This is a genomic window from Streptomyces sp. NPDC058457 (assembly GCF_042720695.1).
GTDB lineage: Bacteria > Actinomycetota > Actinomycetes > Streptomycetales > Streptomycetaceae > Streptomyces.
On sequence record NZ_JBHXLU010000010.1, the window covers coordinates 104,890 to 124,368 of the forward strand.

Genomic DNA, 19,479 nt, shown 5'->3' on the forward strand with positions numbered 1-19,479 from the left:
ACGGATGTGCGGTCGGAGGCTGCCGTCCGGGCCTACCGTACCCGGCTGTGTTTGTGTGACCTGGCCAAGCCCGTAACCCGATACAGGACCGGTATGTCAACGTGCACCGATGTGAAGGGGACGTGAGCGGGGTCACTTCTTGGAGTTGATGACCGCCTCCATCACGCTCTTCGCGATCGGGGCCGCGAGGCCGCCGCCGGAGATGTCGTCACGGTTGGCCTGGTCGTCCTCGATGACCACGGCGACCGCGACCGGCTTGCTGCCGTCGGGGAGCTTGGCGTAGGAGATGAACCACGCGTAGGGGTTCTCGCTGTTCTCCACACCGTGCTGGGCGGTACCGGTCTTGCCGCCCACGGTGACGCCGTTGATCTGCGCGTTCGTACCGGTGCCCTCCTTGACGACCGTCTCCATCATGGACTGGAGGACCTGGGCGTTCGAGGAGGACAGCGGCTGGCTCATCTCCTCGGGCTCGGTCTGGGAGATCGTGTCGACGCTCGACGACTGCAGCTTGTCGATCATGTACGGCTTCATCAGCTTGCCGTCGTTGGCGACCGCGGAGGCGACCATGGCCATCTGCAGCGGGGTCGTGGCGGTGTTGTACTGGCCGATCGAGGACAGCGCGGTCTGCGACTGGTTCATGTTGTCGGAGAAGACCGAGGCGCTGGAGCGGACCGGGGTGAACTGCTCGGAGTCGAAGCCGAACTTCTTGGCCTCGGCGAGCATCTTGTCGTTGCCGAGGTCGGCGCCGATCTTGCCGAAGACGGTGTTGCAGGAGTAGCGCAGCGCGACCCGCATGGTCGCGTTCTTGCAGGGGATGCTGCCCTCGTTCTTCAGCTCGGTGGTGGTGCCGGGCATGACGTACGGCAGCGGCGACTTGGTGGCCTCGTCCGCGGAGGTGTACAGCCCGTTCTCCAGGGCGGCCGCGGCGGTGACGACCTTGAAGGTGGAGCCCGGCGGGTAGGTCTCGCGCAGCGCCCGGTTCAGCATCGGGTCGTTCGGGTTGTACTTCTTCTGCAGCTTCTTCCAGGCCGCGGCGTCGGTGTCCGAGGTGCCCGCGAAGGCCGAGGGGTCGTACGACGGGTAGGAGGCGAGGGCCAGGATCTTGCCCGTGGAGGGGTCCAGGGCGACGACGGCGCCCTTGCCGCCCTGCTTCTTCAGCCCGTTGTAGGCGGCGGTCTGGGCGGCCGCGTTGAGGGTGGTGACGACGTTGCCGCCGGCCTTCTGCTTGCCCGTGATCATGTCGAGGGTGTTGCGGAAGAAGAGCCGGTCGTCGTTGCCGGTGAGGATGCCGTCTTCGAGGCTCTCCAGCTGGTTGGCGCCGAAGGCCTGGGAGGCGTACCCGGTGACCGGGGCCCACATGGGGCCGTTCTTGTACGTGCGCTTGTACTTGAGGTCGTTGAGACCGGAGGAGCTGGACGCCGTGGAGCCGGTGACCGGGTTGCCGTCGACGATTATGTCGCCGCGCGGGGTGGAGTAGCGGGCGATCGTGACGCGGCGGTTGGCGGGGTCCTCGCGGAGGGTGTCGGCCTTGACGTACTGGAGCCAGTTGTCGCGCAGCAGCAGGGTGAGGACGAGGAGGGCGCAGAAGATGGCGATCCGGCGCAGGGGCTTGTTCATGAGGGGCGGACCACCTGGGTCATCTCGGCGTCGGGGTTGGCGGCGGGGGCCGGGGCCGGGCGGCGGGCGGTGTCGCTGATGCGGATCAGCACGCCGATGAGGGCCCAGTTGGCGATCACGGAGGAACCGCCGTACGCGAGGAACGGCATCGTCATACCGGTCAGCGGGATGAGGCCCATCACACCGCCGGCGACGACGAACACCTGGAGCGCGAAGGCGCCGGAGAGGCCGACGGCGAGCAGCTTGCCGAACGGGTCGCGGGCGGCGAGCGAGGTGCGCACACCGCGCTCCACGATCAGGCCGTAGATGAGCAGGATCGCCATGATGCCGGCCAGGCCGAGCTCCTCGCCGAAGGTGGCGAGGATGAAGTCGGAGTTGGCGGCGAACCGGATCAGCTCGGAGTGGCCCTGGCCGAGGCCGGTGCCGAGGGTGCCGCCGGAGCCGAACGCCCACAGGGCCTGCATCGCCTGCTCGGAGTGGCCCGCGACGCCCTCCCGGGAGAGCGTGTACTCCTTCATCGGGTCGAGCCAGGCCTGGACACGCTGCTGGACGTGCGGCTCGAAGCTGGCCACGCCGACCGCGCCGGCCGCCGACATCAGCAGACCGAAGACGATCCAGCTGGTCCGCTCGGTGGCGACGTACAGCATGATGATGAACATTCCGAAGAACAGCAGCGAGGTACCGAGGTCGGTCTCGAACACCAGGATGAGGATCGAGATGAACCAGACGACCAGGATCGGGCCCAGGTCGCGGCCGCGCGGCAGGTACAGCCCCATGAAGCGGCGGCTGGCCAGGGCCAGCGCGTCCCGCTTGACCATCAGGTAGCCGGCGAAGAAGACCGCGAGGACGATCTTCGCGAACTCACCGGGCTGGATGGTGAAGCCGCCGACGGAGATCCAGATCTTGGCGCCGTAGACGTTCAGGCCGAGACCCGGGACGAGCGGGAGCAGCAGCAGGAAGAGCGCCGCCACCATGGAGATGTAGGTGTAGCGCTGGAGTGCTCTGTGGTCCTTGAGGAAGATCAGGACGACGATGAACAGCGCGATACCCATCGCGGTGTACAGCAGCTGGTTGGTGGCCTTGCCGCCCGAGACATGGATCGACTGGAGCAGCTTGGACTGGTCGAGTCTCCAGATGACGACCAGGCCGAGGCCGTTGAGCAGGGTGGCCAGCGGCAGCAGCAGCGGGTCCGCGTACGGGGCGAACTTGCGGACGACGAGGTGGGCGACGCCGGCCAGGAGGCCGAGGCCCAGGCCGTAGCTCAGCAGTCCGGCGGGGACCTTGTCGTTGATGGCCAGGCCCACGTTGGCGTAGGCGAACACCGGGATGGCGACGGCGAACACCAGGAGCGCGAGCTCGGTGTTGCGCCGGCTCGGCGTGCCGATGGAGCCGATCGTGGACGTGTGGTTCGTCGACGTGTTGGTAGTACTGCTCATCGTGTGACGGGGCCTCTCACGGCTTGCCTATTGCTTACCGCACAGCGAGACGACCTTCTGCTCATCCTCCGAGAGGGTGGGGCCGGGGCTGGGGGTCGCTGAGGGGGACGGGGACGGTGACGCCGTGGAGGACGCCGAGTTCGACGGGCTTGGCGAGGCCTTGGACGTGAGAGAGGTCTTGGTGGTTCCCGTGGTGCCTCCGGCCTCGCCCTGGCCGGTCTTGGAGCTGGCGCTGGACTCGGCGGCGGTGCGCTCCGACTCCTTCTTGCAGGCGGAGGCCTGCACGGCCAGCTCCTGGACCTTCGACTGGGCGTCCTTGAGACCGCCCTCGGCGATGGTGGCCTTGACCTGCTTCTGCTGGTACGGCGGCAGGTACTTGAGTTCGATCTCGGGGTGGTCCGTCTCGACCTTCGACAGCGACACCCAGGCCAGGTCCTGGCTGATGCCCTGGTACAGCGCGACGTGCGTGCCGTTGGCGCCGACGTAGTACTGCGTCTGCGTCCAGCGGTAGCCGCCGTACAGGCCCCCGCCGATCACGGCGAGGGCGAGCACGCTGTAGAAGGATCTCTTCAGCCACCTGCGCCCTCGGCGGGGCTTGACGAAGTCGTCGTCGGTGTAGTCGCCGAAGCTGTCGGTGGGGACGTAGCCGGTGGTGTCGCCGGAGCCGGGCGGGCCGAACTCGCCGCCGCCACCGTGCCGGGGGCCCTGGCGGCCGAGGCTGGCGGCGCGGCCGGCCGGGGTCTGCATGAAGCCGTTGTCGTGCAGGTGCTGCTGGTTCTCGGCGACGGCGCCGACCACGACCGGGGTGTCGGAGAGCTGCCCCGCGAGGGTGTCACCGGTGTCCAGGTCGAGGACGTCCGCGATGATGACCGTGATGTTGTCGGGGCCGCCGCCGCGCAGTGCGAGTTGGATCAGCTCCTGCACGGTCTCCTGCGGCCCCTGGTAGCTGGCGAGGGTCTCCTCCAGGGTCTGGTGGGAGACCACCCCGGAGAGCCCGTCGGAGCAGATGAGGTAGCGGTCGCCGGCGCGGACCTCGCGGATCGACAGGTCGGGCTCGACGTGGTCGCCGCTGCCGAGCGCGCGCATCAGCAGCGAGCGCTGCGGGTGGGTGGTGGCTTCCTCTTCGGTGATCCGGCCCTCGTCGACGAGCCGCTGTACCCAGGTGTGGTCCTGGGTGATCTGCGTGAGCACGCCGTCACGCAGGAGGTACGCGCGGGAGTCGCCGACGTGGACGAGGCCGAGCCGCTGCCCGGTCCACAGCAGGGCGGTGAGGGTGGTCCCCATGCCCTCCAGCTGCGGGTCCTCCTCGACCATGGCGCGCAGCTGGTCGTTGGCGCGCTGCACGGCGTGGCCGAGGGAGGTGAGGATGTCGGAGCCGGGCACGTCGTCGTCGAGCGTGACCAGGGTGGAGATCACCTCGGAGGAGGCGACCTCGCCGGCGGCCTGGCCGCCCATGCCGTCGGCGATGGCGAGCAGACGGGGACCGGCGTAACCGGAGTCCTCGTTGCCCTCCCGGATCATGCCTTTGTGCGATCCGGCGGCGAAGCGCAGTGACAGACTCATGCGCACCTCGCCCGTCGGCTCCGGGTACATCCGCACGGTGCCCACCCTCCGGTCGGGAGCGCGCCGGGGACCGGCGTCCGGTCCGCCGCTGCGTGCTCGCTCCGCTCGCGCCTATCCATGATGTAGCACTACTTCCGCAGCTCGATGACGGTTTTGCCGATGCGGATCGGCGCGCCCAGCGGGATCGGTGTGGGGGTCGTCAGCCGGGACCGGTCCAGGTAGGTGCCGTTGGTCGAGCCGAGGTCCTCGACGATCCACTGGCCGTCGCGGTCCGGGTAGATCCTGGCATGACGGCTGGAGGCGTAGTCGTCGTCCAGCACGATCGTCGAGTCGTGGGCGCGGCCGAGGGTGATGGTCTGGCCCTGGAGCGCGACCGTCGTACCGGTGAGGGTGCCTTCGGAGACGACCAGCTTGGAGGGTGCGTTACGGCGCTGTCGGCCGCCGGCCGCCGGCTGCTGGGCGCGCTGCTGCGGAGGCGCGGCCTGCTGCCGGGCGGCGGGCTGCTGCCGGCGCCCTTCTTCCCTACGCGATCCGCGCTGGGTGACGCGCGTACCGAACAGGTCGCTGCGGATGACCTGCACGGCCACGATCACGAACAGCCACAGTACGGCCAGGAAACCCAGCCGCATGACCGTGAGGGTCAGCTCTGACATTGCCCCCGCTTCACCCTTCGGCTTGCCGGTAAATGATGGTGGTGCTGCCCACGACGATCCGCGAGCCGTCGCGGAGCGTAGCGCGGGTGGTGTGCTGCCCGTCCACCACGATGCCGTTGGTGGACCCGAGATCCTGGATCGTCGAGGGCGTTCCGGTCCGGATCTCGCAGTGCCGGCGGGAGACGCCGGGGTCGTCGATCCGCACGTCGGCCTCGGTGCTGCGGCCCAGCACCAGCGTTGCGCGGGAGATCTGGTGGCGGGCGCCGTTGATCTCGATCCAGTAGCGGGTGCGGGAGCCGGGCGCCGAGGCGCCGACGGGACCCGAGGGCGGCCGCTGGGCGGCCGGCTGGGTGGGCTGCGGATAGCCGTAGCCACCGGGGCGGGAGCCGGGCGGTGGGGCGCTCGGCATCGGCGGGGCGGCGGCGCTCTGCTGCGGGTAGCCGCCCGGGCGCTGCGGGGCGCCGCCCGCGGGAGCGCGCTCGGGGGCCTGCTGGTTGCTGGACGAGGCGAGTGTGCGGCTGCGCACCCGGTACAGGCCGGTGTCGAGGTCCTCGGCCTTCTCCAGGTTGACCTTGATCGGCCCCATGAAGGTGTAGCGCTGCTGCTTGGCGTAGTCGCGGACCATCCCGGCGAGCTCGTCGCCGAGCTGCCCGGAGTAGGGGCTGAGGCGCTCGAAGTCGGGCGCGCTCAGCTCCACGATGAAGTCGTTGGGTACGACGGTCCGGTCCCGGTTCCAGATGGTCGCGTTGTTGTCGCACTCGCGCTGGAGCGCGCCGGCGATCTCCACGGGCTGGACCTCGGACTTGAACACCTTGGCGAAGGTGCCGTTGACCAGACCTTCGAGACGCTGCTCGAACTTCTTCAGGACTCCCACAGGGCACCTCCTCTGTCGCTTTGCCCGTACTGCCTGCCGTTGCCGTTGCCGCTACTGCTCACTGATCGTATCTACGCGCCCGGCAATCAGCCGGTTCCCCGAGCGGCCCCCCTTCGAACTCCTCGGCGTGCTTCTCCTGTCAAGGATCGGCGCTTCTTCTGCCATGGATCGTAGAGGTGGCCCACGACCAGTGTCCCGCACCTGACTGTGCACCCGATCCGTCTCCTGGGCAGATGGCCTTGACCGGTACGAGGTTGATACGTGATGGCCGACTGCTCGGTACGTGATCGTCAGGTCAGCGCTGCCCCGGGATAAGGGATGTGAACCCGCCCTGTCCCACGTGCTAGTGTTCTGGATGTCGGAAGGGGCCGACCCGAAGGAAACAACGGGGTCTGAGCCGGAAGACACACCCAATGCGCGGGTGGCGGAATAGGCAGACGCGCTGGATTCAGGTTCCAGTGCCCGCAAGGGCGTGGGGGTTCAACTCCCCCCTCGCGCACAGAGAGATACCGGTGAAACGGGTCTCCGCCGGTGACGGAAGTCACGGTGGGGGCCCGTTTCTCGTTGTTCGGCGGTCGTCGGCGGTCGTCGGCGGTCGTCGGCGGTTGCCCGGGGGCGGTCTGGCGGTTGTGAGGCATCGCACGCCCTGGTGAGGGTATACGGAGGGCCCCGCCCGTGAGCTATCTCACGGGCGGGGCCTGTCCTTGTTGTGCTGCGGTGTTCGGGGGCCGGGTCGGTCTACGCCGCTGGTGACGGTCGGGAGAGCCCGCGGTGCACGGCGACGCCTCCTAGAGCTCCTTGAGCGCGGCGGCCGTCTCGGAGAGGATCTCCGCGGACAGTTCCGGGTCGCCGGCCGCCCGAGCCATGGAAAGCGCCCCGACCAGAGCGCTGAGCACCAGGAACGCCTGCCGGCGCTCGGCTGCGGGATCGTCGCCCGAGCCGAGGCCCGCCAGGATGGTCAGGTAGTTCTCGACCTGCCGGCCGTACGCGCCCCGCGTCCTGTCATCGGCCCGTGAGACGTCCTGCGGCAGGGCGGCGACCGCGCACCCGTCCTGTGGTGCGTCCCGGTGGGCGGTACTGAGGTAGCCGTCGACGATCGCTGTGAACGCCTGCTGTCCGCCACGGGCGGCGGCGGTCAGGAACCGCTTGTTCCCCTGCTCCAGCGCGTGTTCCACCGCCTCGGCGACGAGATCGTCCCGCGAGGCGAAATGGCGGTAGAAGCCGCCGTGGGTCAGACCGGCCTCTTTCATCAACTCGGCCACACCGACCCCGTTCACGCCGTCGCGACGGAAACGTGCCGAGGCCCTGTCCACGATCCGGGCATGGCTCGCCGCCTTGTCCGCCTGTGAACTCACCATGATCGAACCTCCAGCCCAGGGGCCGCCGTCGGCCCGCGACAATTGAGGATTATAGACATCATCCTGCGGTGGACGGCGTCCCGCGGCGCACGCCACGGACCTCCTGGCCGGCCGGACCGGAGGTCATCCCCAACGGTTGGCGCGCGCCTTGTGCTCGATGTCCCTGGCGAAGAGCGGAGTCTCCTCGGCGTTGTGGGCGCTCAGCGCCTTCTGTGCGGCCTCGCTCGCCACGGCGAAGGACACGCCCCGTCCCTCCAGCGCTTCCAGATAGCCGGGAGCCGTCCGGACTTCGACCCTGTTGACGAACCTCGTCGTGCCCGCATCGACGGCTTCGGCGGTGAACTCCCAGATCACGGTGAGCTTGACGCGAGTGCCGATGTCCGGACCGATCGAATCCGACAGGGAAACGAGGCGGTAATGGCTGCGCTCGGCGATCTCCTCGACGTAGTGCTGCACCATCAGATTGCCGACCTGCTCCACGTTGATGGACATGCGTTTACCCTCGGGCGTGAGGGTCGTCGCCCCGGCAATGTGGTTCTTCGAACATGCCTGATATTCGCTGTCGGTCAGAGTGAAGACCCACTCCGCCAGGTCGATCGCCGTCAACGGTGCCTGGATGGCTGCTTCGGACACCGATTCGGCTATGACGCGGTCGGTCATTGATTGATCTCCCTGTTTTCAGGCCGACAGTTTTGCGACGATCTCGGCGGTCGAGATGATGGCGTTCGCGTAGGCCGGCAGGTTGAATTGCAGTGACGCGTCCATTTCAGGGAACCCGAAGCTGCCGACGGCGTCCTTCACCACCGTGACCTCGTAGCCGAGCTCCGCCGCGAAGCGGACGGTGGACTCGATGCAGGTGTTGGCGCGCATGCCGATCACGATCACTTTGCGCAGGCCGTGCTTCTTGAGCTGCAGGTCGAGGTCCGTGTTGGCGAACCCGCTCGAGAGCCAGTGCTCCTGCGCGACGACCTCGCCGGGACGCGGCTCGAAATCGGGGTGAAAGCTTCCGCCCCAGGTTCCGTCGGCGAAAATCTGTCCCTTTGCGGCGGATTCCTGGATGGGAGGCATCGTCTTCCAGTGACTGTTGGGATCGCTTTCCCGCCAGCGATGGTGCGGGGCGATGAGAACCTGCACGCCGACCGCCCGAGCGGCGGCCAGGACCTGCCGCATGTGCTCGACGACATTGTGCGTCTCGAGGGTGGAGCGGCTGGGTTCGTACAGCTTGCCGCCCTCCGAAAGGAAATCGTTGTAGGGATCGACGACAAGCAACCCCGTGAGTTCCGGTTCGTAAGTCTGCTCAGGATTCGACATGCCCAATGCTCCCTTGGTTCGTGCATATTGAGGATTACGCACATCATCTTCAGAGTCAAGCGCGGGCATCAGGCTTTCCTCCAGGATGGAAGGGGCCGTCCCGATGCGCCTCCGGGGGATCGGGTGCGATCGGCTGCGGCCTGCGGAGCTGCCGGGAGGAGGGCGGCCTCGCCGCTCGAGGGCGGCCGGTGCAGGGGGGGGCGCTGGGCGGCCAATGGCTCGGTCGATGACCGCCGGGGCGGGATCGTCCCGGTCCCGGCCGGCGCCGGGCGGTCCGTGGGTCGGCCGGCGGTGTCGGCATCCGTTGCCGGCGGCCCGTCGTGCGCGTCCGTCAGTCCGTCGGCGGCGCTGCCTGACCGGGGTCTCCGAACCCGACGCCGCCGTCGGGTCGGCCGGGACGTGCCCGCACCCTTCGGGAGGTGAGGTGGCCCAGGTCCTGAGGTGCGGCCGAGTCGCCGCGAACCGGGATCGGGCTCCGTCAGCCGAGCTGCGTGGCGACGAGGGTGAGCGGCTCGCTGTTCCGCCGTGCGCGGGACAGGATGACGGCTCCCTCGGCGGCGATCACCAGCAGGGTGGCGCGTTGTGCGGCCTCGGCCGGCGCCAGTCCGACCTGCTCGAACCGGACGGCCAGCGCGTCGGCCGTGGCATTGAACGCGGCCTCGGCCCGGTCGAGGATCGCGGGGTCGTGTCCGCCGGTCGTGACCCCGGCCATCGCGCAGCCGGAGCGGAAGTCCGTGCCTTCGACGACCCTGCGCCAGATGTCGATGTACCCGGTGACCACGTCCTGCGGGGTTCGCGCGCGGATCGCGTCGATCTGGTCCTGCATCCACTGCCGGGAGTGGTCGATGGCGAGCTCGATCAGCTCCGCGCGTCCGCGCGGAAAGTGGTGGTAGACCGAGCCGCGGGGTGCTCCGGTGCGCGCGAGCACTTCGCGGGTCGACATGCCCTCGAGCCCGCGCTCGGCGATCAGCAACCAGGCCGCCTTGATCATCGCTTCGCGCACGCCCTCTGACATGCAGACCATTCTTTCCCATCAGGTGCGGGCTCCTGGACCCGTCCCTTGATTATGCTATGTTACATAGCATAATCCGAGGTCGGAGTCAGTGCCACCAACCCCCGAGGGGCCCGTCATGAGCTCAGATGCCCTTACCGTCGACGTGTACGTCGCACCGATGCGCCCGTTCGCCGGCGCTCCCGCCCAGGGACCGGGCGACGATCCGATGTGGTCTCCCATGAGCAGCACTCTGATCGCCGGCGCGGAGGAAGCGGTCCTCGTCGACACCCTCGTCACCTTCGACCAGGTCGACGCGCTCGCCGAGTGGGTGCGCGGCTTCGGCAAGCGCGTCACCGGCGTCTACATCACCCACGGCCACCAGGACCACTGGATCGGCCTGGCCCGCCTCCAGGAGCACTTCCCCGATGCCCGGGGAATCGCCACCCCCGAGGTTGTCGAACGCGCCCGGTTCGAGGCCGGTGACCCCGGTCTGTCCGCCTACTGGAAGGCCAGCTTCCCCGGCGAACTGCCGCAGACGGCGGTGCTGCCCGAGCCGCTGGCCGCCGCGGAGTTCGAGCTGGAGGGGCAGGTCCTGCGGGCGGTCTCCGTGGGCCAGGGGGACACCGAGCACTCCACCGTCCTGCATGTGCCCTCGGCCGCCGCGGTGGTCGGAGGCGACGTCGTCTACAACGGTGTGCACATGATGACCGCCGAGACCGACGAGCAGAGCCGCGAGGCATGGATCGCCAGCCTGGACGCCGTCGCCGCCCTGAACCCGCAGATCGTCGTCGCAGGACACAAGAGCGTCGGCGCGCCCGACCTGCCCGAGAGCATCGGCGCGAGCCGGCAGTACCTGCGCGACTTCAGCCGCATCGTCAACGAGGGCGGCACCGTCGAGGACATCGTCAACGCGATGCTCGAACTGCACGGCGGCCGGGACAACCCCCGCACTCTGTGGCACTCCGCCCGTACCGCAGTCGCCAAGCGGGCCTAGCCCCCGCCGGACCGGCCGGCCGGGTCTGGCGGGCCTTCGACCACGCCAGGGCCCGGGTGTGGGGCGCCGGACACGCTATGGGGCGCCGGACACGCTATGGGGCGGAGGTCCTCTCGTCGGAGCGGCCCTCGCCGTGAACGCGGAGCGGTCCTCGCCGTGAGTGCGGTGCAGTCCTTGCCGTGAACGCGGTGCGGTCCTTGCCGGGAGCATGGCGAGGGCAGCTGACCGCCGATGTGACGTCGCCGTCGGCGTGCCGCCAGGTCGCCTAGGTCGCCGCATGTCGGCGCAGGGCCAGGGCTGCCGGGGCGACCGAGGCCAGGACGGCGAGGGCCGCGCAGCCGGCCGTGATGACGGCCAGGGCGGTCCAGGGCAGGGCGGCCCACGCCAGGATGAGGGCGGCCGGGGCCGACAGGGCGTGCAGGGCCGCCGCGATTCCCGCCAGGTCGAGGGCGGTCACCAGCAGCCCCAGCACCGCCCCGACCGCGACCACCGTGAGCGCCTCGGCCCCGACCAGCCGCAGTACCTGTCGGTGGCCCGCCCCGGCCAGCCGCAGCACGGCGAACTCGCGCACCCGGTCGGAGGTCGCCATCACCATGGTGTTGACCAGGGAGATCCCGGTGTAGAGGAGCGCGATGCCGAGGACGAGGAGGAGGCCGAGGCAGGTGGTCCGGTCGGTCCCCGGGTAGGTCGCCGCGATCCACCGGTCCCTGGTGAGGACGTGCGCGCCGGACGCCCGGGCAGCCGCGCGCAGCCCGGCGGCCACCGTGGACGCGTCCGCGCCGGGCCGAAGGGCCACGTCGACGCGGTCGACGGCCGCACCGGGCGCGTTGGCCGGGGTAACGTACGCGCCGTTGTCCCCGGTGCCCGTCCTCATCACGGCGGCGATGCGCAGTGTCCTCGGGGTGCCGTCGCCGAGCCACACCCGGACGCTCTGGCCGACGGTGTGCCTCTCCCACTCCTCGTTGACGATGATCGAGCCGTCGTCGAGGCCGGTGGTCCTGCCGGAGACGAGCGGGAGGCGCGTGGTGGCGGCCAGCGCGGCGGGATCGGCGGCCCGGGCCCCGGATCTGATCAGGGCGACCCCGTCCTCCAGGACGTACACCGCGCTCGCCGAGGTCGCGGAGAGCTCGGCACCGGGTACGGAGCGCAGTGCCCTGAGCGTCGATTCCCCGAACCCGCCTGCTGCTGGCGTGACGACGAAGGCCGCCGTGGTCCGGTCGCCGGTCTCAGCGGCCCGGGCCGCGTTCAGGGTCGCGGTGGTGCCGAGCAGCGAGCCGGTGAGGGCGACGGTGACCAGCACGGGCGCGGCGACGGCGGCCGTACGGCGGACCCCGGCGGCCGCGTTCTCGCGCACCAGCATGCCGCCGGCGCCGGGGAGCCGGGCCGGGACCCAGGTGAGCAGCCGGGTCAGCGGGCGGACCAGGACGGGGGCGAGCAACGCGACCGCGGTGATCAGCAGCATGGGGCGGCTCACGTAGGACTTGCGGTGCAGCAGGTCGCCGGGGTCGTCGAGGAACGGGAGGACGGCCGAGGTCAGCAGCAGGCCGATGCCGGACAGCCAACGCGCCCGGGTCATGGGCCTGTTGTCCACGGCCGCCTCTCGCAGCGCCTGAGCCGGCCCGGTCCGGCCCGCCCGCCAGGACGCGGCGACCACTCCGCACAGGGCGACCAGCAGCCCGGTCGAGAAGGCCGCCCAGTACGGCCACGTGGGGGCGCCGATCCGGAACCAGTCCGGGGCGAGTCCGCCGTCGACGGTCAGGCGGGCGAGGCGGGGTGCGCCGTACCGGCCGAGCACGCAGCCCACCGCCGAGGCGAGCGCCCCGACCAGCAGGGCCTCGGCGACCACCGTCCGGCGGAGCTGCCCGGGCGTCGCCCCGGCGATGCGCAGCAGGCCGAACTCGCGGCGGCGCTGGGCGACCGCGAAGGCGAACGTCGACGCCACCACGAACACCGACACGAAGGCGGTGACCCCGCCGGCCGTGCCGAACAGGGCGTTCAGCGTGGTCAGCGCCTCGCGGTCGCGGTCCGGGTCCGGGTCGGCGAGGCGCCGGTCGGCACCGGTGAGGACCTGTACGCCGGGACTGCCGCTGACCGCGTTCCGTACCGCCGCCGGGTCCGTGTCCACGACCAACTGGGTGCTGTGGGGGTCCAGCTGCGCCGCCCGGGCGTCGGTGTAGAAGACGGCGTGCTCGAAGCCGCGGTCGGCGACCGTGCCGACGACGGTGACGCCGCCGTGATCCGTGCGGAGGGTGCGGCCGGGCTTCGCCCAGGTCCCCGTGACGACGACCTCGCGGGCGGTGCGCGGCGCGCGGCCCGAGGTGATCTCGTACGACGCGAACGCGGCGACCGACCAGGGGTGACCGACGAGATCGCCGGGCCCGTTCTCCGTGGAGGCGAGGCGCACGGTGAAGGTGCGGTCGGGGGTGACCCTGCCGAGCTTCCGCAACTCGGCGACGGCGGCGGCGGGTACGGCATGCGGCTGGGCGAGCCGCCGGGTGCGGGTGCCGATCGGGGTGGAGACGTGCAGGGTGTCGGCGCCCTTGACGACGACCGGGGCCGCGGCGAACCGTTCCGGGGCGCGTTGCGGAGCGTCCAGGGAGGCGGCGAGCGCCAGGCCCGTCACGGTGAGCAGGCCGACGCCGAGACAGAGGGCGACGAAACTGCCGGCGAAGGTGATCCAGCGGGAGCGCAGGGTCTGCACGCTGTACAGGGCGACGCTCAGCACGGCAGGACCTCCGGTCCGGTCATGCGCGTGGCGATGTCGTCGGCTTTCGCGCCCGTCAGCTCGCCGTCGACCCGGCCGTCGACGAGGAAGACGACGCGGTCGGCGCAGGAGGCGGCGACCGGGTCATGGGTGACCATGACGATCGTCTGGCCCTCGTCGTCCGCCATGGCGCGCAGCAGCGTCAGCACCGTACGGCTCGTCCGGGTGTCCAGGGCGCCGGTCGGCTCGTCGGCGAACAGCACCTCGGGGCGGGTGACCAGGGCGCGGGCCAGCGCCACGCGCTGCTGCTGACCGCCGGACAGCCGGCTCGGCCGGTGCCGGGCGCGGTCGGCGAGTCCGACCCGGTCGAGCACCTCGCGGACCCGGGCGCTCGGGGGACGGCGGCCCGCCAGTCGTAGCGGCAGCGCCACGTTCTGCTCCGCGGTGAGGGAGGGAAGGAGGTTGAACGCCTGGAAGACGAAGCCGATGCGCTGCCGGCGGAGCAGGGTCAGTTTCCGCTCGCTCAGTCCGGTCAGCTCGGTCCCGCCCAGCAGGACCGAACCGGAGGTGGGCCGGTCGAGTCCCGCCGCGCACTGCAGGAGCGTCGACTTCCCCGAGCCGGAGGGGCCCATGACGGCGGTGAAGGTGCCTTTCGGAAAGGCGAGGGAGACATCGTCGAGCGCGGTGCCGGCGCTGTCTCCGGAGCCGTGCCGTCTGCTGACGGAACGCAAGGCGATGGCGGTCATGAAACCCCGTTCTCCTGCTCGTCGGCGGTCTGCCGCCGGTCTCGTCATCGACGCCGTCGTCGACGCCGTCGTCGATGACGTCGTGGATGCCGTCATCAATGCCGTCATCAATGCCGTCATCAATGCCGTCGTCGTCGGCGCTGCTCTCGCTGCCCGTCTCGCTGCCCGTCTCGCTGTCGGTTTCGCTGTCGGTTTCGCTGTCGGTGGCTCCACGAAACCGTGCGGGGGCGGGGCGGCGCAGTGCGGCAGGACGGAGATCCGGGGTAGGGCCAGGCATACCCCGGCGACGGAGGCTGGACGGATGGCCGGGGCCCCGGCCCGCCGCCTACGGTGACCGGCATGCAGCCCCCTCCGCGCAGCGTCTGGCAGGCCATGGCCGCGCCCCGCTACCTGCTCTCCGCCTGGCCCTGGCGCGCCGTCGGCTACCTGGCGACCGGCGCGGTGACCGGTGCCGTACTCCTGGTGGCGCTGGTCGTCGCGGTGGTGGCCGGCGGTGCGCTCGCCGTCGTACTCGTCGGACTGCCGTTGCTGTTCCTCGTGGCGCTCACGGGTCTTCCGGTCGCCCGGCTCGAACGGCACCGGCTCCGCATGGTCGACCGGGAGCCGCTGTACGACCCCCACGCGCGGCCGTCCGCCACGGGACTGCGGGCCTGGCTCACGACCCGGTTGCGGGAGCGGGCGACCTGGCGCGAGCTCGGGCACGCGCTGCTGTTCGCGGGCCTGTTGTGGCCGGTGGACGCGCTCGCCGTGGCGCTCGGCCTGCTCTGCCCGCTGTCGGTGGCCGCCGCCCCGCTGCTGCTGGCCACGGCGGGCGGCGGCCGGGAGACGAAGGTGCTGAAGGTGTGGACGGTCACCGGCTGGCCGACCGCCTTCGGCGTCGCGTTGGCCGGGGTGTTCCTGCTGGCTGTCGGCGGCTATGCGCTGGGCGTGGTGGCCGGTGCGCGGGCCGGGCTGACCCGGCTGCTGATCGCGCCGCGCGAGGACGGGTCGGGGGACCGGGTGGTCGAACTGGCGCGGTCCCGGGCGCGGTTGGTGGACGCCTTCGAGGCGGAACGGCGGCGCATCGAACGTGATCTGCACGACGGTGCCCAACAGCGCCTGGTCGCACTGTCGATGACCCTGGGCCTGGCCCGCCTGGACGCCCCGCCGGGCCCGCTCGCCGACCAGCTCGCCAAGGCGCAGCGGGAGGCGGGCGAGGCGCTCGCCGGGCTGCGGGAGATCGTGCACGGGATCCATCCGAAGGTGCTGGCCGACCATGGCCTGGAGGCGGCTGTGGCGGACGCGGCGGATCGAACGGCCGTTCCGGTGGACGTCGTCGGTTTCCGGTTGCCGGTGCGGCTGCCGGAGCCGGTCGAGGCGGCCGCGTACTTCGTGGTGCGCGAGGCGCTCGCCAACGTCGACCGGCACAGTGGCGCGGGCCGCGCCGAGGTGACCGGTGGGCACCGGGACGGCCGGCTGCACCTGGAGGTCCGCGACGACGGCCGGGGCGGCGCGGAGGCCGCGGCGGGCACCGGCCTGACCGGACTTGCGGACCGGGTGTCCGTCCTCGATGGCAGACTCTCCCTGTCCAGCCCGCCGGGCGGACCGACCCTGCTGCGTGTGGAGTTGCCGTGCGAGCCGATCGACCTCTGCGCGTAGTCCTGGCCGAGGACAGCGTGCTGCTGCGGGAGGGGATCGCGGGGCTGCTGGGCCGGTTCGGTCATGTGGTGGTCGCGGCGGTGGGGGACGCGGAGGCACTGGTCGCTGCGGTCGAGGAGCACGCGCCCGACGTCGTCGTGACGGATGTCCGGATGCCGCCGGGCTTCCAGGACGAGGGGCTGCGCGCGGCCGTGCGGTTGCGGGCGGCGCGGCCGGAGTTGCCGATCCTGGTGCTCAGCCAGTACGTGCAGCGCAGTTATGTCGCCGAACTCCTCGACTCCGGCGACGGGTCGGGCGTCGGGTACCTGCTCAAGGACCGGGTGGGGCAGGTGGCGGAGTTCGTCGCGGCGTTGGGGGAGGTGGCCGACGGGGGGACGGTGGTCGACCCCGAGGTCGTACGGCAACTGCTGCGTCGGCGCCGGGATCCGCTGGAGCGGCTGTCACCGCGCGAGCGGGAGGTGCTGGCGCTGGTCGCCGAGGGGAAGTCGAACGGGGCGATCGCCAGAGAGCTGGTGGTCTCGGAGGCGGCGGTGGGGAAGCACATCGGGGGGATCCTGACGAAGCTGGACCTGCCGCCGGCGGAGGACTCGCATCGGCGGGTGCTGGCTGTGCTGGCGTATCTGAGGGCGTGACTCTCTTTCGGGGTGCTGTGGCTTTGTTCTGGGGGCGTCCTGTGGTGTTTTCGGCTGCGGGTGCGTCGTGGTCGCTCGCGCAGTTCCCCGCGCCCCCGAACAGGTGGGCCCACCTCAATAGGGGCGCGGGGCTGTGTTGATTTGCGGCTGCCGCCGCGTGGGCGCGAACAACCCCCACCGGTCGGCAGATATACGACGACGGCCACCCACCCTCCCCAAACGGCCCCGAAGTTATCCACAGGGTCTGACGGGTTTCGGCCCCCACCTGTACCGTCTCCACGAGTTGATGTTCGTGTTGATGTTCATGCGTGTGCGTGCACGGAGTACGGGGGAGGCGGTCGACGTGACCGGACCGGAAGAGCTGACGACGGCCGGCGGGCGCAAGCTGCCCGCGCCGAAGGGCTTTGCGCAGTGGCCCCCGAAGGGCTCCGCCAAGGAGGAGGGCAAGGCGCTGCGTTCGGCGGTCCCGCGCCGCAGCCACGACGCCCTGGACCTGGACGGCTCACGTCCCGACGCGGTGAGCGCGGTCGAGGAGTCCAACCGGGACCGCATCCCCGAGCTGGTCCCGATAAGGGTCGGCAGGATGGCCGCGAGCCCGTTCGCGTTCCTGCGCGGCTCGGCCGGCCTGATGGCGCACGACCTGGCCCGCACCCCGATGACCAGGATCGCCACGCAGATCTGCGGTGACGCCCACGCTGCCAACTTCGGCCTGTACGGCGACCCGCGCGGCGACCTCGTCATCGACCTGAACGACTTCGACGAGACGGTGCTCGGCCCCTGGGAGTGGGATCTCAAGCGGCTCGCCGCCTCCCTGGTGCTGGCCGGCCGGGAGGCGGGCGCCGACGAGGACACCTGCCGAAAGGCCGCGGGCGACGCGGCCGGCGCCTACCGCCGCACCATGCGCCTGCTGGCCAAGCTCCCGGTGCTGGACGCGTGGAACGCCATCGCGGACGAGGAGCTGGTCTCCCACTCCGACGCCCACGACATGCTCGGCACCCTGCGCCGGGTCTCGGAGAAGGCCCGCGCCAACACCAGCGGCCGGTTCGCGGCCCGCTCCACCGAGCCCACCGAGGACGGCGGCCGTCGCTTCGTCGACGCCGCGCCGGTGCTGCGCCGGGTCCCGGACGCGGAGGCGGAGGCGGTCACCGCGGCCCTGGAGCACTACGTGACCACGCTCTCCGAGGACCGCCACCCGCTGCTCGCCCGGCACACCCCGCACGACGTCGCCTTCCGGATCGTCGGCACCGGCAGCGTCGGCACCCGGTCCTACGTCGTCCTCCTCCTCGACCACCGCGGCGAGCCGCTGATACTCCAGGTCAAGGAGGCCCGTCCGTCCGCGCTCGTCCCCCATCTCGCCACGGCCGGCTTCGAGACGCCGGCCGTCGACCACGAGGGCCGCCGGGTGGTCCTCGGCCAGAAGCGGATGCAGGTGGTCAGCGACATCCTGCTCGGCTGGACCACGGTGGACGGCCGCCCCTTCCAGGTCCGCCAGTTCCGCAACCGCAAGGGCAGCGTCGACCCGGCCGCCCTGTCCCCCGACCAGATCGACGACTACGGCCGGATGACCGGCGCCCTGCTGGCCCGCGCTCACTCGCACAGCGCCGACCCGCGCCTGATCGCCGGCTACTGCGGCAAGAACGAGGAACTGGACGAGGCGATCGCCGCGTTCGCGGTGACCTACGCCGACCGCACGGAGGCGGACCACGCGGAACTGGTGGCCGCGGTGCGGGCGGGGCGGATAGCGGCGGAGCTCGGGGTGTGATCCGGGTGGTCCGGATGATCCACGTGACCTCCGGCCGTCGACCTCCGCTCCCCAGCTTCCGGTCTTCCGCCTCCGGTCTCCGGTCTGTGGCCTCCGTCCTTCGGTCTTTGACCTCCGGCCTCCGGACGAGGTGACGAGGACCTGATCGTCCGCTACACGGGTGTCTCCCGCTTCCAGACGGACATCCTGGGCGCCTGCGACATCGCCTCGCTCGGCGAGGTGATCCTCGACGAGATACTCCCGCACCCGCACGGCTGCACCCACGAGCTGGTGTGCCGCCCCGGCGCCCTCGTCGTGGCCTGCACCGATCTGGTCGCCGAGTGGGTCCCGGCCACCGCCGAGGGCGACAGGCCCTAGGCTGGTCGGGTGACGACCCCGGAAGCTGAGCAGTCCCAGGTACCGCGGCCCGAAGAACGGCTGGAGCGGGCCGTGCGGGCCGCCGAGCAGGCGTTGATCGAGTACGAGATCGCGGTGGAGACCTTCCGCGTCGAGGTCGAGAACTTCTCCCGCCTGCACGAACAGAAACTCGGCCCGCTCTATCTCCGTATCGAGGAGCTGGACGCGCGGATCGCCGAGGCCAAGGCCGCCCGCACCGGCGACCCCGAGGACATCCGCGCCGCCGAGGAGGCCAGGGCCCGGGTCCTGCCCATCCCCGGCGTCGAGGAACTGCTGCACGGCTGGATGGACGGCGACGGCCTGTTCCCGGAGGCCGTGGCGATGCTCACCGAGCAGGAGGTCCGGCCTCCGCAGCGGGTCCGCCCCAGCGAGGAGGCCCGTCGGCTCTACCGCGAGCTGGCCCGCAAGGCCCACCCCGACCTGGTGCAGGACGAGGCCGAGCAGCAGCGGCGCGAGGAGTTCCTCAGTCGGGTCAACGCGGCCTATGCCCGCGGCGACGAGGCCCTGCTGCGGGAGCTGGTCGAGGAGTGGGCGGCCGGCCCGGTCCCGCCGGAGCGCAAGCCGAGCCGGGCCGAGGAGCTGTACGCCCGCCTGGAGTGGCTCTCCGAGCGCAAGGAACTGCTTGCCCTGGTCGCCAAGGAGCTGGAGAACGGCCCCATCGCCGGCCTGCTCCGGCTGGCCCCGGACGACCCCGACGCCCTCCTCGACGAGATCGCCGACCGACTCCAGAAGGACGTGGCCGAACGCGAGGCGGAACTGGCGGCCCTGCTGACCCAGGAGTAGCGCCCCGCTCCGGTCGGG

17 protein-coding genes and 1 tRNA gene are annotated in these 19,479 nt (G+C 71.0%); 7 read left to right on the forward strand and 11 right to left on the reverse strand.

Annotation, left to right across the window (positions count from 1 at the left end; all coding sequences use genetic code 11):
- Nucleotides 1-132: 132 nt before the first annotated feature.
- The 5 genes from ACFWPS_RS11385 to ACFWPS_RS11405 all read right to left on the reverse strand — a co-directional run bounded on the left by ACFWPS_RS11385 (nt 133) and on the right by ACFWPS_RS11405 (nt 6,143).
- On the reverse strand, nt 133-1,617 hold the full coding sequence (locus ACFWPS_RS11385) for a peptidoglycan D,D-transpeptidase FtsI family protein (protein WP_383703516.1): 1,485 nt from the start codon (nt 1,615-1,617) through the stop codon (nt 133-135).
- The gene (locus tag ACFWPS_RS11390; protein ID WP_361285355.1) at nt 1,614-3,053 is read right to left on the reverse strand and encodes an FtsW/RodA/SpoVE family cell cycle protein; all 1,440 of its coding nucleotides are present in this window, start codon (nt 3,051-3,053) and stop codon (nt 1,614-1,616) included. Before ACFWPS_RS11390 ends, ACFWPS_RS11385 begins: the two co-directional genes overlap by 4 nt.
- Nucleotides 3,054-3,080: 27 nt before the next feature.
- On the reverse strand, nt 3,081-4,646 hold the full coding sequence (locus ACFWPS_RS11395) for a Stp1/IreP family PP2C-type Ser/Thr phosphatase (protein WP_383703657.1): 1,566 nt from the start codon (nt 4,644-4,646) through the stop codon (nt 3,081-3,083).
- 98 nt (nt 4,647-4,744) lie between these two features.
- Nucleotides 4,745-5,269, reverse strand: a complete 525-nt coding sequence (locus tag ACFWPS_RS11400) for an FHA domain-containing protein (protein WP_361285358.1) — start codon at nt 5,267-5,269, stop codon at nt 4,745-4,747.
- Nucleotides 5,270-5,279: 10 nt separating this feature from the next.
- Nucleotides 5,280-6,143 carry an FhaA domain-containing protein gene (locus tag ACFWPS_RS11405; RefSeq protein ID WP_383703518.1) on the reverse strand — a complete coding sequence of 288 codons (864 nt, stop codon included), beginning with the start codon at nt 6,141-6,143 and terminating at the stop codon, nt 5,280-5,282.
- Between the two features lie 415 nt (nt 6,144-6,558).
- Here ACFWPS_RS11405 and ACFWPS_RS11410 point away from each other — a divergent pair.
- A tRNA-Leu gene (locus ACFWPS_RS11410) sits at nt 6,559-6,642 on the forward strand.
- Between the two features lie 289 nt (nt 6,643-6,931).
- On the opposite strand, the gene ACFWPS_RS11415 is transcribed toward ACFWPS_RS11410, so the two are convergent.
- The 4 genes from ACFWPS_RS11415 to ACFWPS_RS11430 form a co-directional block, all read right to left on the reverse strand.
- Entirely contained in the window at nt 6,932-7,501 is a 570-nt protein-coding gene (locus tag ACFWPS_RS11415) for a TetR/AcrR family transcriptional regulator (RefSeq protein ID WP_383703520.1), read from the reverse strand.
- A 123-nt stretch (nt 7,502-7,624) separates the two neighbouring features.
- Nucleotides 7,625-8,161 (reverse strand): hypothetical protein, encoded by a 537-nt coding sequence (locus tag ACFWPS_RS11420; RefSeq protein ID WP_383703522.1) that lies wholly within the window; start codon nt 8,159-8,161, stop codon nt 7,625-7,627.
- An 18-nt stretch (nt 8,162-8,179) separates the two neighbouring features.
- On the reverse strand, nt 8,180-8,812 hold the full coding sequence (locus ACFWPS_RS11425; RefSeq protein ID WP_383703524.1) for an isochorismatase family cysteine hydrolase: 633 nt from the start codon (nt 8,810-8,812) through the stop codon (nt 8,180-8,182).
- Nucleotides 8,813-9,290: 478 nt separating this feature from the next.
- Complete coding sequence (locus tag ACFWPS_RS11430; protein WP_383703526.1) at nt 9,291-9,827, reverse strand: TetR/AcrR family transcriptional regulator; 537 nt, start codon at nt 9,825-9,827, stop codon at nt 9,291-9,293.
- 217 nt (nt 9,828-10,044) lie between these two features.
- Here ACFWPS_RS11430 and ACFWPS_RS11435 point away from each other — a divergent pair, with 217 nt between their 5' ends.
- Nucleotides 10,045-10,800, forward strand: coding sequence for an MBL fold metallo-hydrolase (locus ACFWPS_RS11435; RefSeq protein WP_383703528.1), 756 nt, complete (start codon nt 10,045-10,047; stop codon nt 10,798-10,800).
- 265 nt (nt 10,801-11,065) lie between these two features.
- Here the strand turns inward: ACFWPS_RS11435 and ACFWPS_RS11440 are convergent, their stop codons facing one another.
- Entirely contained in the window at nt 11,066-13,525 is a 2,460-nt protein-coding gene (locus ACFWPS_RS11440; protein ID WP_383703530.1) for an FtsX-like permease family protein, read from the reverse strand.
- Nucleotides 13,519-14,250 carry an ABC transporter ATP-binding protein gene (locus ACFWPS_RS11445; RefSeq protein ID WP_383703532.1) on the reverse strand — a complete coding sequence of 244 codons (732 nt, stop codon included), beginning with the start codon at nt 14,248-14,250 and terminating at the stop codon, nt 13,519-13,521. The genes ACFWPS_RS11440 and ACFWPS_RS11445 overlap by 7 nt, the downstream gene beginning before the upstream one ends.
- A gap of 372 nt (nt 14,251-14,622) precedes the next feature.
- Here ACFWPS_RS11445 and ACFWPS_RS11450 point away from each other — a divergent pair, with 372 nt between their 5' ends.
- From ACFWPS_RS11450 to ACFWPS_RS11470, 5 genes are all read left to right on the forward strand, one after another.
- Nucleotides 14,623-15,888: a sensor histidine kinase gene (locus ACFWPS_RS11450; RefSeq protein WP_383703659.1), complete on the forward strand. Its 1,266-nt coding sequence runs from the start codon at nt 14,623-14,625 to the stop codon at nt 15,886-15,888.
- Nucleotides 15,861-16,520 carry a response regulator transcription factor gene (locus ACFWPS_RS11455; RefSeq protein ID WP_383703534.1) on the forward strand — a complete coding sequence of 220 codons (660 nt, stop codon included), beginning with the start codon at nt 15,861-15,863 and terminating at the stop codon, nt 16,518-16,520. Before ACFWPS_RS11450 ends, ACFWPS_RS11455 begins: the two co-directional genes overlap by 28 nt.
- A 304-nt stretch (nt 16,521-16,824) precedes the next feature.
- Nucleotides 16,825-18,282, forward strand: coding sequence for a DUF2252 domain-containing protein (locus tag ACFWPS_RS11460; RefSeq protein WP_383703536.1), 1,458 nt, complete (start codon nt 16,825-16,827; stop codon nt 18,280-18,282).
- Nucleotides 18,283-18,501: 219 nt separating this feature from the next.
- Nucleotides 18,502-18,639 (forward strand): hypothetical protein, encoded by a 138-nt coding sequence (locus ACFWPS_RS11465; protein ID WP_383703538.1) that lies wholly within the window; start codon nt 18,502-18,504, stop codon nt 18,637-18,639.
- Nucleotides 18,640-18,648: 9 nt separating this feature from the next.
- Complete coding sequence (locus ACFWPS_RS11470) at nt 18,649-19,461, forward strand: hypothetical protein (RefSeq protein ID WP_383703540.1); 813 nt, start codon at nt 18,649-18,651, stop codon at nt 19,459-19,461.
- The last annotated feature ends 18 nt before the right edge of the window (nt 19,462-19,479 follow it).